The 15,728-nt window shown below is 56.7% G+C and carries 14 protein-coding genes; 2 read left to right on the forward strand and 12 right to left on the reverse strand.

Going from position 1 to position 15,728, the window contains the following annotated elements; genetic code table 11:
• Window positions 1-6: 6 nt before the first annotated feature.
• From smc to ttcA, 11 genes are all read right to left on the reverse strand, one after another.
• Entirely contained in the window at window positions 7-3,504 is a 3,498-nt protein-coding gene (gene smc / locus H2508_RS04815) for a chromosome segregation protein SMC (RefSeq protein WP_182169392.1), read from the reverse strand.
• 144 nt (window positions 3,505-3,648) lie between these two features.
• The gene (locus tag H2508_RS04820) at window positions 3,649-4,860 is read right to left on the reverse strand and encodes a c-type cytochrome biogenesis protein CcmI/CycH (RefSeq protein WP_182169394.1); all 1,212 of its coding nucleotides are present in this window, start codon (window positions 4,858-4,860) and stop codon (window positions 3,649-3,651) included.
• Window positions 4,857-5,318 carry a cytochrome c-type biogenesis protein gene (locus H2508_RS04825; RefSeq protein WP_220463583.1) on the reverse strand — a complete coding sequence of 154 codons (462 nt, stop codon included), beginning with the start codon at window positions 5,316-5,318 and terminating at the stop codon, window positions 4,857-4,859. The genes H2508_RS04820 and H2508_RS04825 overlap by 4 nt, the downstream gene beginning before the upstream one ends.
• Window positions 5,318-5,878, reverse strand: coding sequence for a DsbE family thiol:disulfide interchange protein (locus H2508_RS04830; RefSeq protein WP_182169397.1), 561 nt, complete (start codon window positions 5,876-5,878; stop codon window positions 5,318-5,320). Before H2508_RS04830 ends, H2508_RS04825 begins: the two co-directional genes overlap by 1 nt.
• The gene (locus H2508_RS04835) at window positions 5,862-7,847 is read right to left on the reverse strand and encodes a heme lyase CcmF/NrfE family subunit (protein ID WP_182169399.1); all 1,986 of its coding nucleotides are present in this window, start codon (window positions 7,845-7,847) and stop codon (window positions 5,862-5,864) included. Before H2508_RS04835 ends, H2508_RS04830 begins: the two co-directional genes overlap by 17 nt.
• On the reverse strand, window positions 7,844-8,302 hold the full coding sequence (gene ccmE / locus H2508_RS04840; RefSeq protein WP_182170810.1) for a cytochrome c maturation protein CcmE: 459 nt from the start codon (window positions 8,300-8,302) through the stop codon (window positions 7,844-7,846). Before ccmE ends, H2508_RS04835 begins: the two co-directional genes overlap by 4 nt.
• On the reverse strand, window positions 8,286-8,531 hold the full coding sequence (gene ccmD / locus H2508_RS04845; RefSeq protein ID WP_182169401.1) for a heme exporter protein CcmD: 246 nt from the start codon (window positions 8,529-8,531) through the stop codon (window positions 8,286-8,288). Before ccmD ends, ccmE begins: the two co-directional genes overlap by 17 nt.
• Window positions 8,531-9,265, reverse strand: a complete 735-nt coding sequence (locus H2508_RS04850; protein WP_182169404.1) for a heme ABC transporter permease — start codon at window positions 9,263-9,265, stop codon at window positions 8,531-8,533. The genes ccmD and H2508_RS04850 overlap by 1 nt, the downstream gene beginning before the upstream one ends.
• A gap of 69 nt (window positions 9,266-9,334) precedes the next feature.
• Window positions 9,335-10,021 carry a heme exporter protein CcmB gene (gene ccmB / locus H2508_RS04855; RefSeq protein ID WP_182169407.1) on the reverse strand — a complete coding sequence of 229 codons (687 nt, stop codon included), beginning with the start codon at window positions 10,019-10,021 and terminating at the stop codon, window positions 9,335-9,337.
• A complete protein-coding gene (ccmA, locus tag H2508_RS04860; protein ID WP_328799314.1) occupies window positions 10,018-10,635 on the reverse strand; it encodes a cytochrome c biogenesis heme-transporting ATPase CcmA in 618 nt (205 codons plus the stop codon). Before ccmA ends, ccmB begins: the two co-directional genes overlap by 4 nt.
• A 2-nt stretch (window positions 10,636-10,637) precedes the next feature.
• Window positions 10,638-11,480, reverse strand: coding sequence for a tRNA 2-thiocytidine(32) synthetase TtcA (gene ttcA, locus H2508_RS04865; RefSeq protein WP_182170816.1), 843 nt, complete (start codon window positions 11,478-11,480; stop codon window positions 10,638-10,640).
• Between the two features lie 137 nt (window positions 11,481-11,617).
• Between ttcA and H2508_RS04870 the strand changes: the two genes are divergently transcribed.
• Entirely contained in the window at window positions 11,618-12,598 is a 981-nt protein-coding gene (locus H2508_RS04870) for a malate dehydrogenase (RefSeq protein ID WP_182169410.1), read from the forward strand.
• Window positions 12,599-12,609: 11 nt separating this feature from the next.
• A complete protein-coding gene (locus H2508_RS04875) occupies window positions 12,610-13,230 on the forward strand; it encodes a TetR/AcrR family transcriptional regulator (RefSeq protein ID WP_182169413.1) in 621 nt (206 codons plus the stop codon).
• Window positions 13,231-13,250: 20 nt separating this feature from the next.
• Here the strand turns inward: H2508_RS04875 and H2508_RS04880 are convergent, their stop codons facing one another.
• A complete protein-coding gene (locus H2508_RS04880) occupies window positions 13,251-15,725 on the reverse strand; it encodes an ABC transporter permease (RefSeq protein ID WP_235964829.1) in 2,475 nt (824 codons plus the stop codon).
• Window positions 15,726-15,728: the final 3 nt, after the last annotated feature.

Raw genomic sequence — 15,728 nt, forward strand, 5'->3', positions numbered from 1 at the left:
TTCACTTTAACTGGCGGCCAGTTCCGCCGCTTCTTCCACATTTACTGTGACCAGCCGCGAGACGCCTGGTTCATGCATCGTAACGCCTAGTAGCTGATCCGCTAGTTCCATGGATATTTTGTTGTGTGTGATGTAAATGAACTGCACCTTATCGGACATCTCTTTTACCATCCGCGCATAGCGCCCTACGTTGGCGTCATCAAGCGGCGCATCAACCTCATCGAGCATACAGAACGGCGCTGGGTTGAGCTGGAAAATAGAGAATACTAGGGCGATTGCTGTCAGCGCTTTTTCGCCACCAGAGAGCAGATGAATGGTGCTATTTTTCTTGCCAGGCGGTCGCGCCATAATGGAAATACCGGTATCGAGCAAATCATCACCGGTCATTTCTAAATAAGCGCTACCACCACCAAAGACCCGCGGGAACAGTTCCTGCAAGCCACTGTTGACCTGCTCGAAGGTATCGCGGAAACGGCTGCGAGTCTCTTTGTCGATCTTGCGTATGGCCGCTTCCAAGGTTTTCAAAGCGGTTTCTAGATCCTCATTCTGAGCATCTAAATAATGTTTGCGCTCGGACTGCAAACTGTACTCATCGATTGCTGCCAAGTTGATTGGGCCCAGCCGGGTAATACGACTGGCAACCCGCTCTAAGGAGCGCTGCCACTCGGCCTCGTTAGCACCCTCGGGCATGGTCTCAAGTACTTGTTGTACATCGTACTCGCCCTCAGCCAGTTGGCGCTGTAAGTTCTCACGCTGAACTTGGGTGCCCTGATTGCTCAGTCGCAGCTGTTCTAATTCACTGCGCAAGCTTTGTGCGCGCTGTTCGATAGCCGCGCGCTGCTGCTCCGATTGACGCAGCTGATGCTCGACCTCTGACACCGCTTGGCGGGCCTCAGTCAATTGTCCTTCAGCCTCTAGACGCAGCTCTAGCTGTGTTTCCAGCTCCATCTGCAAGCTATCCAGAGGATTATCATTTTCCGACAGCGTGCTCTGTAAACTTGCCCGGCGCTCTTGCAGTTGCTGGACCTGGCCCTGGGTGCGCTCAATGGTCTGACGCATCGCGTTCAGTTGCGTGTTCAGCGACTGGTGCCGCATCGCCGCTTGCTGTGCGGCATCTCTGTCGTGCCGCGCTTTTTGGCGCACCGAGTCGAGTTCGCCACGCAGCTCATCCCGCTTGACCAGCAGGGTTTCGCGCTGCTGGGAATCGGCTTCCATAGACTCGATCGCTGCCGAGAGTATGTGCCGCGCTTCAGCAATGTTTTCTTGCTCCAAGGCAAACTGCTGCTGCGCTTCATTAATTTCAGCCTCAAGGCGCTCACGGCGAGCGTTAATCTGTTCCACCCTGGCGCGGTGGGCAGATAACTTGGCGCTGTAATCAGCGTGCAAACGCGTGGCCGCCTGCAGGTCTCGCTGCTGTTGCTGGCGCCGCTCTTCATACTCACCATTGCGCGCTTTGACTGCGGCGAGCTCCGCTTCAAGTTCTTCTACTTGAGCCTGTTGGCTATCGATGCTGGCAGCGAGTGTCTCCAGCTCCTGCTGTCGCTGTATTACTCCGCCCTGCTCGCCAGCCACTCGGCTAACCCGCAGCCAATTAGCACCGAGCCAGATACCTTCGGGGGTAACCACTGATTCGCCAGGGGCGAGACTGTTGCGCAAAGCCAGTGCGGCGATTAAATCGTCGGCAATTTTAACCCCAGCCAAGAGCTGAGAAGCCTGTCCGCGATCGCGGACTTTGGACAGCAAATACTCATCGCCAAGCTGCGCCGGCTGAGCGCCTTGAACCAGTGCCAACTGCCCTTTTTCAAGACGCTCTACGCTATCGCCAAAAGCCGCGATATCGTCAACGCAGACCGCCTGCAAGTAGTCGCCCAGTACGGTTTCAACCGCCAATTGCCAAGGCTGCTCGACCTCGAGCTGCTCCAGCAGACGCGGCTTATCGCCTAAGTCTGCGGCAGCGAGCCAATCGCTGACCGCTTGATCGCTGTCTTCTTTAGCAGCCTGCTGCAAGGCTTCTAAGGATGCCTGACGGCCGCGAGCCTGCTGCAGATTGGAGCGCAAGTCATTGAGCTGTCCCGCGAGTTCATCGCCGCGATCGCGGCTGGCGCGCAGATCATCAGCCAAAGTGTCGGCCTGCTGCTCGTGCTCGGCCATGACCATCTCGGTCTCGGCTAACTGTTCAGTGAGGCTTTCAATATCTTCATCGACCGGCTCAGCGCTTAAACCCTGCCGTTCTTGATCTAATTGGCTAATGCGTTTTTGCTGGCGCTGTACGGCCTGCTCTAAGTGCTGGATACGAGATTGCTGCACTTCCACTTGTTGGCGCGGCTCGGCGGCATGTTGGTTAAATTCATCCCAGCGCTGCTGCCAATCAAGCATCGCTTCTTCGGCGGCCATCAGGGCTTCCGAGGAGCTCTCTTCGACCGCCTGCAGCATCTCAAGGTCTGGCGCAATACCCTCTAGCTCAAGCTCCCAAGCTTCTAACTGCTGCCGATCGTTATTTAGGTGGCGCTCTGACTCTTCCAGACTGGCATTGGTTTGAGCCAAATCTTGATTGAGCTGCTGGCCGCGCTCTGTTTGATGCTTAATAGTCTGTTCAATGCGCGCAACTTCAGCGCCCAACGAGTAAAAGGTGCCCTGAACCTGATTAAAAGCGTCGTTGCGGTCGCTGTGCTCAACGCGATATTGCTCGATGGCGGTATCGACCTGCTGGTGTTCGGCTAAGACCGACTCCAGCTTGACCTCCAGCTCGCTAATACTCAGGCTGCGAGCTCTGACTTGCTGGTCTAAGTCTTGCCACTGCAGAGCCTGCAGCTGGGCTTTCAGCTGACGCTCTTCTTCTTTGTACTCACCGTACTTAAGCGCCGACTGGGCCTGGCGCTCTAGGTGCTGCAACTGGCGACCAAGCTCGTCGCGCAAATCGGTCAAACGCTCGAGGTTTTCCAAGGTGCGGCGCATGCGACTTTCTGTTTCTTTGCGGCGCTCCTTATATTTGGAGATGCCCGCCGCTTCCTCGATGAACACCCGCAGTTCTTCCGGCTTAGATTCAATTAGCCGCGAAATCATGCCCTGCTCAATAATGGCATAGGAGCGCGGCCCAAGGCCGGTACCGAGGAATATATCTGTGATGTCGCGGCGGCGACAGCGAGTGCCGTTGAGGTAATACTCAGATTGTGCAGCGCGGGTGACCACCCGGCGGATAGAAATTTCGGCGTAGCTGGCGTACTCACCGCCGACCCCGCCATCGCTGTTATCAAAGACCAGCTCGATGGAGGCTTGACCGACCGGTTGACGACTGACTGAGCCATTAAAAATGACGTCGGTCATGGATTCGCCGCGCAAGTTTTTGGCGGAGCTCTCACCCATCACCCAGCGCACGGCATCGATCACATTGGATTTGCCGCAGCCATTGGGGCCAACCACCGCACACATATTGCTGGGGAAGCTGACTGTGGTCGGATCCACAAAGGACTTGAAACCCGCCAACTTGATAGACTTTAGTCTCATAAAACCTTAAGTAACATTCGTACCCTGTTGTTTTTTATAGACTTACTCCGATGCGACGGGCAATCATCAGCAAGCTCGGAACACTATATTTAGTGTATCCAACTTCATCCAGCAACACTATGCCTGCGGGCTAAAAAGCCGCCTTTAGCCCTCACGGGGAGTTAGGCGTATCTCTACTGGCTCGCCATCCACTGAGGGCTGCAAAGGCCCCGCCTGGCCCAGCCAAGTAGCGTTGGCCTCTCCGGGCTGTCCCGTGGGGGAGACTTGCACCACCACCACTAGGGACTCGCTCTCTGATAATTTCTGACCAGCCATAGAGTTGCTGTCGTCTAAACGCAGAGTCAGAGGCAGCTGAGCTGCTCGTAAACGCTGCACTGCAATCGGCATGCGACTACTACTATCGGCGCTGCGCGCCAATACAAAGACCGTGTCATTGGCTGCTAGCACAGCATCCTGGGGCAAGCTCAGCCTAACAGTCACGCCAAGGCCCGCAGGCTGTGTTTCATCACTGCCAGCCTCAGCGCTGGCAGCCAGGGCCGGGGCCTCACCCAACTGTGCACGGGCTTCGTTAATGACTTCGCTAATCATGCGCTCGCTCTCGGAACCGGGTTGCTCCATCACGCGCAAGCGCTCCCAGTACTGTATCGCTGCGCGATATTGGCCGCGCTCGAAAGAGACCATACCCAAGAGTCCTAAAGCGGTGCGCTGATGCGGATTAAGGGCCAGTGATTGTTCAGCCATATGCTGGGCCTGGGCATCCAATACTCGCCCCGCGGCTAGATAACTGGCCTGAGCCGCATAAGCGAGGGCATAGGCGTCGCCTGGGGCCGCTTCCGCTAAAGCGCTGTAAGTCTCAGCAGCACGGCTGTAATCTTCCTGGCCCATATAAAAGCGGCCCAGCAAAGCGCGATAGTGCAGGTTGTCGGGACGCTGCTGCGAACGCTTCTCCATCGCCCCCATCAGTGAGTAGACTTCGCTAGCTGAGGCATTCTGATCCAGCTGCGCTATACGCTGATTTAACAACACATCGCTGGCCGCGCCGAGCTTGTAGTAGAGCGCGGCAGAAGCCACTGCCACCAGCGGCAATAAGAGCCAAGTAGGAAAACTCCCTGTGGCCTGTCCCGGCAGCTCGCCGGCAGGCTTGCTAGCCTGCTCATCTTCCAGCAAGCGCAGCTGGGCATCGCGCTGTAACTCATCACTGTCAGTGGCGCTGAGCTCTTCTTTGCGCAGGTGGTACCAATCGAGGTTGGCGCGCTCTAACTCGGCGGCATCATTACCACGCCGGCGGCGGGGAAACAGATAAAACAGGCCGCTAAATATAATCAAGCCGGCACAAGCCAGCATAAAAGTGGTCAAGCGTCTCTCTCCCGAGCCAAGAGTTCATCTAATTGTTTCTGCTCATCGCTGCTGAGCGTTTGCTGCTCATCATTGCTGCGCCGCGAGCGCAGTACGCTAAAGGCTAGCGCCAAAGCGAGGGCCAAGAGCAGCAAAGGAGCTGCCCACAACACTATAGTCACCCCGCTCATCGCCGGACGGTAGCGCACAAACTCGCCGTAGCGAGCGACCATATAGTCCAGAATCTCGGCATCGCTGGCACCGGCTTCCAACTGCTGATACAGCTGCTTACGTAAATCCTGAGAAATCGGTGCATTAGAGTCAGCGATGTTTTGGTTTTGACACTTTGGACAGCGCAATTCCTGACTCAGTAGGTGATAGCGCTGCTCCAGCTCGCTAGAACTAAATTCATAGGTTTCGATCACTGCCCCAGCTGAAAAGCTCAGCACTAGCAACAGCAAAGCTGCAAGGTAGTTCATCACAGGTCTCCAGCCAGCGCGGCTGCGTCGTACTCGCCACCCAGCTCAGTGTAAAGAGGGGCCAGGACGCCACGCCAAACTCGCTCATCAACAACCCCCACATGGCGGTAGCGGATGACACCTTCAGCATCCACCACGTAGGTTTCCGGCGCCCCGTAGACACCTAAATCCAAGCCGAGCCGCCCCTCACTATCGAGAATATTGAGTTGATAGGGGTCGCCCAAATCCTGCAGCCAACGCCGCGCGGCTTGGGGATCATCTTTGTAGTTAAGTCCGACAATATTCACCCCGGCTTTCGCCAGCTTGTCCAAATAGGGGTGCTCAACGCGGCAGGAGATGCACCAGGTGGCCCAGACATTGACCAGTGATACCTGCCCCTGCAAGAGATCATTGCCCAGCTCGCCTTCGCGCTGCAGAGCGGGCAAGTCAAAAGCGGGAAAAGGCCGGTCGATCAATGCTGAAGGCATGGCGTTTGGGTCCAGCGACAGACCGCGAAACAAAAACAGAGCCAGCAGTACAAAGAGAATCAGCGGCAAAAATAATTTAAGCCTGGGCGCCACGAGCAGCTCCTGTATTTAAGGTTTCACGGGCTAAACTACGCTGTCTGCGGTAGCGCTTATCCACTACCGTGGCAAAACCACCCAGTGCCATAAAGATGGCTCCCAGCCACATCCAGCGGACCATCGGCTTGTAGTGCAAACGTATTGCCCAAGCGCCCTGCTCACCTACCGGCTCGCCCATCGCCACATAGAGGTCACGGAACAAGCCATCATCAATGGCCGCCTCGGTCATAATCGATCCGGAAGCTAAATAACGTCGTTTTTGCGGCGCCAAACGGGCGACTTCCACGCCCTCTCGGCTAACCACAAAACGCGCCTCATCGGCGACGTAGTTCGGGCCCTGCACGCCTTGCACTTCAATAAACTCAAAGCGATATCCGGCCAGGCTCTCACTTTGGCCCGGCTCCATCTTCAAGTCGCGCTCAATACTGTATTGACTGGTTGCAACAACGCCGATGACACAGGCGGCAAAACCCAAGTGCCCCATGACCATGCCCCAGTAACTAGCGGGCGTGCGGCGCAGGCCGCGCCACAGGCTCGGCGCTGAACGCAGCCGCTGCCAGACATCGCGCAGCATGCCCATAAATAGCCAGCCCGCCAGCACCAAGGCCAAAGCGACCCATAAATTATAGTCAGCGTGCAGTAGAGGCAGGGTCAGACCACAGGCCAGAGCAGCCAGGCCAGGCAGCAGCAGTTCGGCCTTCCAGCGCGTGGCGCTATCGCGCTTCCAGCGCGACACCGGACCGATGCCCATAAAAGGAATCAACAATGCCATTAAGGGTACAAATACCGCATTAAAATAGGGCGGGCCCACGGAGTACTTGCCCTGCCCTAAGGCATCCATCAGCAGTGGGAACAAGGTGCCAAACAACACTGTTAAGGTGGCGACTAAAAACACCACGTTGTTGACTAACAACAGGGTTTCGCGAGACAGCCAAGAGAAGGTCACACGGCTATTCACCGCCGGTGCACGCAGGGCGTAAAGCACCAGCGAGCCACCCACAACCAGCCCTAAGAACACTAGGATAAACAAGCCCCGCTCCGGGTCTGTGGCGAAGGCGTGCACCGAGGTCAGCACCCCCGAACGCACCAAGAAGGTGCCCAGCAAACTCAAAGAGAAGGCAAAAATCGCCAGCAGAACGGTCCAGCTTTTAAATAAGCCGCGCTTCTCCGTGACCGCCAGCGAGTGCAGTAGCGCGGTGCCGGCCAACCATGGCATGAAAGAGGCGTTTTCTACGGGGTCCCAGAACCACCAGCCGCCCCAGCCTAGCTCATAGTAAGCCCACCAGCTGCCCAGCATGATGCCCAAGGTCAAAAAGGCCCAGGCCACATTAGTCCAGGGTCGCGACCAGCGCGCCCAAGAAGCATCTAGGCGGCCGCCCAAGAGTGCCGCGATAGCGAAGGCAAAAGCCACCGAGAAACCCACGTAGCCCATGTAGAGCAAGGGCGGATGAATGATCAGCCCGGGGTCCTGCAGCAGCGGGTTAAGGTCTCGACCGTCCGCTGGCGTACCGGGCAAGAGTCGCGCAAAGGGGTTGGAGGTAAATAGGGAGAAGGACAAAAAGCCCACCGCCACAAAACCCATTACCGAGAGCACCCGCGCCAGCACCAAGAGCGGCAACTGCACACTAAATGTCGCCACTGCAGCGGTCCAAAAAGCCAGAATCAGGATCCACAGCAGCAGTGAGCCCTCGTGGTTGCCCCATACCGCGGAAAACTTATACCACATCGGCAAGAGGCTATTGCTGTTGTTAGCCACCACCTCGACCGAGAAATCATCCTGCAAGAAAGCCGTCGCAAGACAGGCAAAACTGATGCCAGAAAACACCAGCAAACCCATCGACAAGCCCGGAGCCAAGGCCATGGCGGCACTGTTGTGGCGCCATGCCCCCCAGAGTGGAATAACGGTCAGCAAGACCGCCAGACACAGGGCGATGATGAGCGAGAAATGGCCAAATTCAGCAATCATTGCTTGGCCTCTTCAGCTTGTGCTGCGGCCGCTTTTGAGGCTTCCAGAGCATCGGCCACCTCAGGCGGCATATAGTTTTCATCGTGCTTAGCCAGTACTTCGGTGGCATGTAAGACACCCTGCTCATCGAGCACACCGGCCGCCACGGCGCCCTGCCCCTCATCAAACAGGTCAGGCAAGATGCCAGCGTAAACAATGGGCACAGTGGCCTGATTATCGGTCACCTCAAAGCGCACTTCGAGACTGTCAGGGCTGCGCTGCACGCTCCCCTCCACGACCATGCCGCCGACCCGAATCGACTGCCCCACTGGCGCTTTGCCAGAGAGCACCTCAACGGGCGGGAAAAATAGGTTGATATTGCCACGCAATGCGTAAGCCATTAAGCCGACAGCAGCACTGGAAAAAAGCACCACCAGCAGCACGATAATAAGTCTTTGTTTACGAACCGGGTGCATCACTGCCCTCTCTACTAAGGCCACTGTTGGCCTGACTGTGATTAGTGCCTCGGGGGGGCTGATTACTGCGCTTCCACTGTGTTGCCAGCTCACGCAGCACACGGCGCTCCTGGCGCCAAGGGCGCAGTAATAACAGCGCTAGAACAAGCACCGAGATGCCGTAGGCTGACCACACAAATACCCCGTGGCCATCCATTGCCATAGCGGCTTGAAAACTGTCGAAATACATTAGAGACCCACCAATTTGCGCACCCACTTAGTGCGCGCTTCACGCTGCAAAATACCGACCCGCATATTCATCAGTAGGCAACAGGTGAACAGGGCATAAAAACTGATGATCAACAACAGCAAAGGATACAGCATACTCGGGTCAATAGATGAGGGGCCAGTAAACTTGATTGAGGCCGGCTGGTGCAGGCTATACCACCAGTCTACCGATTTGTAGATGATAGGGATATTGACCGTGCCAACCAAGCTCAACACAGCACAGGCCTTGCCCGCCGCCTCTTTGTTGTCGTATGCCTCGTAGAGCGCGATCACCCCAAGATACAGGAACAACAAAATCAACATAGAGGTGATCCGCGCGTCCCACACCCACCAAGTACCCCAAGTGGGCTTGCCCCAGATGGCTCCAGTGAGTAGCGCGACAAAGGTCAGTGCAGCCCCTACTGGCGCAGCGGCCCGCAGGGCAACATCGGCCATTTTCATTTTCCAGATCAGGCTGACCGCACCTGCTGTGGCCATCACATAGTAGCCCGCCAGCGCCACCACTGCCGCCGGCACATGGATATAAATAATGCGGTAGCTATTGCCTTGGCGAAAATCCGGCGCGGTAAAAAACAGTCCCCAGGTCATGCCCAGCGCAAGGCCGAGTAAAGTGAGAGGCAGCAACCAGCGCAAAATACTGCCGGAAATACGATACAACCAAGGGGGGGAACCAAGTTTATGAAAGAAGGACCACATAGCGGCGGCAATTATACTCCGAGTGCGGCGCCGGACAACTCAGGCCGGCCGCCAGGGATTAGCATCACATCATGCATCGATACTGATTCGCAAACCCGCAGCCATGGCCAGCGGTGCCAGTGCCAGCGCAAAGCAGAGCATAGCAGCCAAGATCGCCAGATGCGGAGTTGCTGGTACCCCAGTAATCACCGCTTGCACCGCGGCACTACCAAAAATCAATACCGGCATATAAAAAGGCAGTATGAGCAGCGCAATAAGCATCCCACCGCGCTTCAAACCCACGGTGAGTGCGGCGCCAATGCCGCCCACCAAACTCAACACAGCAGTACCCAGCAGCAGGCTGAGTAGCAGCACGGGGATGGCCTCGGGCTGCAAGTTAAGCATCACCGCGAACAGTGGCGATAACAAAGCCAACAACAAACCGCTGACCAGCCACTGCGCGAGGACGCAGCTTAATACCGAAGTGTACAGCGGCTGCGGTGCTAACAACAGCTGCTCTAGACTGCCATCTTCAAAGTCACTGCGAAACAAGGTGTCAGCGCTGAGCAGATTAGCCAGTAGCGCGACAATCCACAATAAGCCCGGCGCAAAACTGGCCAGAGTGGCTGGCGCAGGACCCAGTCCCAGGGGAAACAATGCCACTACCATGGCAAAAAACAGCAGTGGATTGGCTATCTCCACTGGACGGCGCAGGGATAAAACCACCTGCCGCCGCAGCAAGCGCCCTGAGAATGCGAGCATACCCGGTGCCGTCATGGCCGCAGCCCCTCGCTCAAACTCAGACTGCTGAGCGGGTAGTTCACAGAGAGCTTTTGGTGGGAGGTAAAAAGCACCGTATTACCCCGCTCGACATGCTGCACTAAGAGGCTCTCCAAATCGATCACGCCCTCGCGATCAATGGCGGTAAAGGGCTCGTCCAGCAGCCACAAAGGCGCCGCAGACAAATAGAGCCGCGCCAAATTCACTCGGCGGTGCTGCCCAGCAGAGAGGGCATGACTGGGCACATCCTCGTAGCCGTAGAGCCCGACTCGAGCCAGCGCAGCCTCGATATCATTATCGCTGTAAGTAGCCTCCCCCGAGACGTGCCAAGCAAGATTTTCTCGCGGCGTCAGCAGGGCTTTGACGGCACTGTGATGCCCTAAATAGAGCAGCGGCGCATGGCGACTTACCTGGCCGCTATAGCCATAGCGCGACAGACCAGCCAGGATCCGCAAGAGGCTGGTCTTACCGGCGCCATTGGCACCCTCGACCTGCAGCAACTGCCCAGGCCCGACCGCAAAGGATAGATTTTCAAACAATAAGCGCCCACCCCTCTCCAGAGTAAGGCCCTCGACCTCAAGCAGATGCCCTCTGGGGCGCGAAGCTGTCACAGCTACAAATTAACGACGTTGATGCCCGGCAAGTGCAGGTCGCGGTCAACCTCGGCGCGCAAGTCAGTAAAGTTGAACAGTTCGGTATCGGCCAGTTGAGAGGGAGAGATATTTTTGATGCTGCGGAAAATGCTTTCGCTCCGACCCGGGTAGGACTTCTCCCACTCCGCCAGCATCTTCTTAACCTGCACCCGCTGAAGATTTTCCTGGGTACCACAGAGATTACAGGGAATAATCGGATAGCCTTTATAAGCGGCAAAGTCTGCCAAGTCCTGCTCTTTGCAGTAGGCCATAGGGCGGATCACCACATTGCGACCATCATCACTGAGCAACTTTGGCGGCATAGCCTTTAAGCTGCCCTGAAAAAACATGTTGAGAAACAAGGTCTCAACGATATCATCGCGGTGGTGACCCAAGGCAATCTTAGTTGCACCGATGTCTTGAGCAAAGCCATAGAGGCTGCCGCGGCGCAGGCGCGAGCAGAGGCCGCAAGTGGTTTTACCCTCAGGAATCAGCTCGCGCACGATGCTGTAGGTGTCTTTTTCTAAGATGTAGTAAGGAATATCCAGCTGTGACAGGTAGTTCGGCAGCACCTCTTCGGGGAAGCCGGGCTGTTTCTGGTCGAGGTTTACCGCCACTAGCTCAAAATTCACCGGCGCGCTCTGGCGCAGGTTGAGCAGTATATCCAGCATGCCGTAGGAGTCCTTACCACCGGACACGCAGACCATAATGCGGTCGCCCTCCTCGATCATGTTGTAATCGGCAATGGCATTGCCGACATTGCGCCGCAGGCGTTTCTGCAGCTTATTAAACTCGACCTTTTCTTTGCGGGGCAGCTCAGGCACAACGGAAGACACGTGGCTCACACTCTCGATCATTGATTCGGGGCGCATTTTACAGGGCCTCGCTTGTTTTTTCATCCATTTCCCCCGACAATGTCGACCCCATTTTTGCCACTCACTCCAATGAGGTAAGACTCACCATGAAAGCACCTGTACGTGTGACCGTTACCGGCGCCGCTGGCCAAATTGGCTATGCCCTTTTATTCCGTATTGCTTCCGGCTCAATGCTGGGCGACGACCAGCCAGTGATCCTGCAATTGCTGGACATTACTCCAGCCATGGATGCCCTTGAAGGCGTGCGTATGGAGCTCGATGACTGTGCCTTCCCGCTACTGGCTGGCATCACCTGCACTGACAACCCCAACGTAGCCTTTAAAGACGCCGACTACGCCCTGCTGGTAGGCGCCCGTCCACGTGGCCCCGGCATGGAGCGCAAGGACCTGCTAGAAGCTAACGCTGCCATTTTCTCGGCACAGGGCAAGGCAATCAACGACCACGCCAGCAAAAACATCAAAGTATTGGTTGTCGGCAACCCTGCCAACACCAACGCGCTGATTACCCAGCGCAATGCGCCGGACATTGACCCGCGCAACTTTACCGCTATGACCCGCCTGGACCACAACCGCGCCATGACACAGATTGCCCAGAAAACTGGCAAAACTGTCAATGACGTGACCAACATGACTATCTGGGGCAACCACTCGGCCACTCAGTACCCCGATCTGTTCAACGCTAAAGTTGATGGCAAGCCCGCTATCGAACTGGTTGACCAAGAGTGGTACGAAAACGACTTTATCCCCACCGTACAGCAGCGCGGTGCAGCGATCATCAAAGCCCGCGGCGCCTCTTCTGCCGCCTCAGCCGCTAACGCAGCCAGTGACCACATGCGCAGCTGGGCTCTGGGCACTGAAGGCGACGATTGGGTATCCATGGGCGTTTACTCAGACGGCTCTTACGGCATCGCTGAAGGCCTGATCTACTCCTTCCCTTGCCGCTGCAAAGACGGCGACTGGGAAATTGTTCAGGGTGTTGAGGTCGGTGAATTCAGCCGCGCTAAAATGGCAGCCACTGAGCAAGAGTTGAGCGAAGAGCGCGACGCAGTTCAGCACTTACTGCCATAAGCCCTTTGTCGATGAGCGATACGAGCAGTGCAAAGAGCTACCACCACGGGAATTTACGGGCAGAATTGCTCGATACCGCGGTAGCACAACTGCAGGAACTTGGGGCGGAAGCCCTGAGCCTGCGGGCACTGGCGCGCGCCATCGGCGTCTCGCAAACAGCTCCCTACCGGCACTTTGCCGATAAAGGCGAGCTGTTTGCGGCGATGGCCACTCGCGGCTACCGCAATTTGTTGAAGGCCCTACAAGCAGCCGGCGAACAAGCCGGTGACTGCCCCGAAGATCAGCTCAGCGCTTTTGCCCACGCCTATGTGATTTACGCGGCGGACAATCCACAGCTGTTCAAACTGATGTTTGGCCCAGCGACGCAGCCCGCCGAGCAGTACCCCGAACTGCGCGAGGCCAGCCGTGCAACCTTCCAACTAGTACAAACCATCTTGCGCCACGGCATGGAGCGCGGCAGCTTTATCGAGCAGGACTTGGCCTATTTAACCAATGCCGCCTGGGCCGGAATTCACGGCTTAGCCACGCTGCGGGTTGATGCCCCCCACCTATTCGAGCGCCACATCGATCTCAAGCGCCAAGCCGAGCTCGGCGTGCGCACCTTTATCACTGGCATCAGTAGCCAGAGCTAGCTCAGCCAATTAAAACGCGACTATAGCTCGCGCAATACCGCCAGCGGTGGACTAGAGACCACCTTGCGACAGCTGTACAGACCCAAGCCAGTAATTAATAGCACTCCCAGCGCGATGCCAAGCGGCCACAGCCAAGGGGTCGGCGCATAGCTCATCTCCATTACCCAAACCTGTAGTGCAAACACCGAGAACTCCGCAGCAATAGTCGCCAGCAGGCCAGCAAATAAGCCCATGGTGGCAAACTCAATGGCTAGGCCGCCCAAAATCAAGCGCCGCCCGGCACCTAAGGCGCGCAGTATCGAACTCTCCTGCATTCGCATATCGACACTGGCCTGCACCCCCGCCACCAAGACCAAGGCACCAGCGGCAAGAATCACCGCTAGCACCAACTCAATAGCCGCCGAGACCTGATCAATAATGGCCCGCACCTGCTCCACCAGCAAATCCATTTCAATCACCGTAATGGTGGGAAAAGTGCGAATCAGCTGGTTAAGAAAGGATTTTTGCTCGGCATCCAAATGAAAGCTGGTCATAAAGGTCGCGGGGTAATCGGCCAAGACTTTGGGTGGAAACACCATAAAAAAGTTAGGCCGAAAAGACTGCCAATCCAATTTACGAATGCTGCTAACTTTCACCTCGAGCGCTTCAGCAGCAATTAACAAACCGACTGTATCGCCGACAGCCAAGCCCAAGCGTTCAGCAAACTCCTCCTCCAGAGAAACCTCAGCTGCAGTACTCCCTGTCTCCCACCATTGTCCGGCCAATAATTCGTTACCCGCTGGCAAGCTATCGGCCCAGGTAAAGTTAGCACCACGCTGTCGACGCCCCTGCTGCTTATCGTCGGTCTGTGGTAGGTCCTCGCCATTAACCGACATCACCCGCCCACTGACCATCGGATACAAAGCTTCGCTGGGGATGCTGTGACTGCGCAGCATGTCAGTGACCGATTGCAGCTGCTCGGGGGCAATATTGAGCATGAAGTGATTCGGCGCATCGGGTGGCAGTTGCGCTTGCCACTCATCAATCAGTGAAGTGCGCAGTAACACCAAGACCAAGAGCAGCATGATAGCCATGGCGAAAATCACCACCTGCAGGGCATTGGCACTACCGCGGCGCTGCAGTCCGGCCAGGGCTAAGCGCCAGATACTGCCGGCGCTCATGCCAAGCAGGCGCCCGCCGCGCAGCAGGCTCAGTGCCAAGCCAAGACCTAGCACGATAGTAATGGCTAAACCGAGTAAGACCGCTAGGCTTAGACGCCAATCGCCGCTGTACCAAAACATCAGCGCAGCAACGGCCAGCAAGCCCAAGAGGTAATCGCCCAAGCTACGCCGGTTTTCATGGGGCATATCGCGTCGCAATACGCGCAGTGGACTCGCTTGGGCTAAGCGCCGCAGGGGCGGCCAAGCAAAACACAGTAAGCAGGTAAAGGCCGTGGTGAAACCTATCGCATAGGGACGTATACCCGACGGGCCCGGCAGCACCGGTAAGTGCTCTGCAAAGATGGCAAAAAAGCCGGCCTGCATCAGCCAGCCTAGGGCACAGCCCAGTGTCGTTGCAGCGAGCCCCAACAGTAGCAAGCTACTGCCATAGAGGCGGTTTATGGCCCCGGAGCTGGCGCCTAAACTTTTCATAATGGCCACATAATCAGTGTGGCGCTCACTGAAACGGCGCGCAGCCAAGGCAATGGCAACACCTGCCAAGACCACCGCTAGACTACCCGCCAAGAGCAAAAAGCTCTCCGCCCGCTGCAAGGCACTGCCAATGCCGGGCTGGCCCTGCTTCACATCCAGTAAACGCTGACCCGGCTGCAATTGAGGCTCAAGCCAGGTCACGAACCTTTGGATGAGGCGCGCCTCACCGGCAAAGAGCTGGCGATACTCGACCCGACTGCCTGGCTGCACTACCTCGGTGGCCGCAATATCAGAGAAGTGCATCAGCACTCTGGGGCCCATGTTATAGATACTGGGGCTTTGATCCGGCTCACTGCGCACCGCGGCAGCTACCTGAAAAGTCGCCTCGCCGACGCTGACAGAATCCCCTATCGATACATCTAAGAGGGCAAACAAGCGTGAATCGAGCCAAACGCTGCCAGACTCTGGGCCCTGAGCAGCGGGCTGGGCCTCAGCAAAGGCTTGCTCGCTATAGCGCAGTTCACCGCGCAGCGGGTAGTGCTCGCTCACTGCCTTGATGGACGCTAAAAACATATTGTCGTCAGCGGCAAAGACCATCGAGGGAAAGGACAGTGTCTGTGCAGTATCTATAGCTAAGGATTGCGCTTCTTGTCGCCAGGAGGCTGGCATCTCAGCGGCGCTAGTGACCACCACATCGGCCGCTAAAAAACGATGACTCTCCTGTTCCAAGGCGGCCTGCAAACGGCTGGTAAAAGCACTGATACCGGTCACCACCGCCACTGCCAAGATCAGCGCGGCAACTAATACGCCCAATTCCCCGCCGCGCCAATCACGGGCCAACATGCGCGCTGCTGTCACTTTCATCAC

The organism is Sediminihaliea albiluteola, from assembly GCF_014077625.1.
GTDB lineage: Bacteria > Pseudomonadota > Gammaproteobacteria > Pseudomonadales > Halieaceae > Sediminihaliea > Sediminihaliea albiluteola.

What these genes read in the sequence shown, in the direction of transcription:
- H2508_RS04880 (WP_235964829.1), bottom strand. Translation starts at nt 15,725, where the DNA reads ATGAAAGTGACAGCAGCGCGCATGTTGGCCCGTGATTGGCGCGGCGGG.
- H2508_RS04825 (WP_220463583.1), bottom strand. Translation starts at nt 5,318, where the DNA reads ATGAACTACCTTGCAGCTTTGCTGTTGCTAGTGCTGAGCTTTTCAGCT.
- H2508_RS04850 (WP_182169404.1), bottom strand. Translation starts at nt 9,265, where the DNA reads ATGTGGTCCTTCTTTCATAAACTTGGTTCCCCCCCTTGGTTGTATCGT.
- ccmB (WP_182169407.1), bottom strand. Translation starts at nt 10,021, where the DNA reads ATGACGGCACCGGGTATGCTCGCATTCTCAGGGCGCTTGCTGCGGCGG.
- smc (WP_182169392.1), bottom strand. Translation starts at nt 3,504, where the DNA reads ATGAGACTAAAGTCTATCAAGTTGGCGGGTTTCAAGTCCTTTGTGGAT.
- H2508_RS04835 (WP_182169399.1), bottom strand. Translation starts at nt 7,847, where the DNA reads ATGATTGCTGAATTTGGCCATTTCTCGCTCATCATCGCCCTGTGTCTG.
- ccmD (WP_182169401.1), bottom strand. Translation starts at nt 8,531, where the DNA reads ATGTATTTCGACAGTTTTCAAGCCGCTATGGCAATGGATGGCCACGGG.
- H2508_RS04875 (WP_182169413.1), top strand. Translation starts at nt 12,610, where the DNA reads ATGAGCGATACGAGCAGTGCAAAGAGCTACCACCACGGGAATTTACGG.
- H2508_RS04870 (WP_182169410.1), top strand. Translation starts at nt 11,618, where the DNA reads ATGAAAGCACCTGTACGTGTGACCGTTACCGGCGCCGCTGGCCAAATT.
- ccmE (WP_182170810.1), bottom strand. Translation starts at nt 8,302, where the DNA reads ATGCACCCGGTTCGTAAACAAAGACTTATTATCGTGCTGCTGGTGGTG.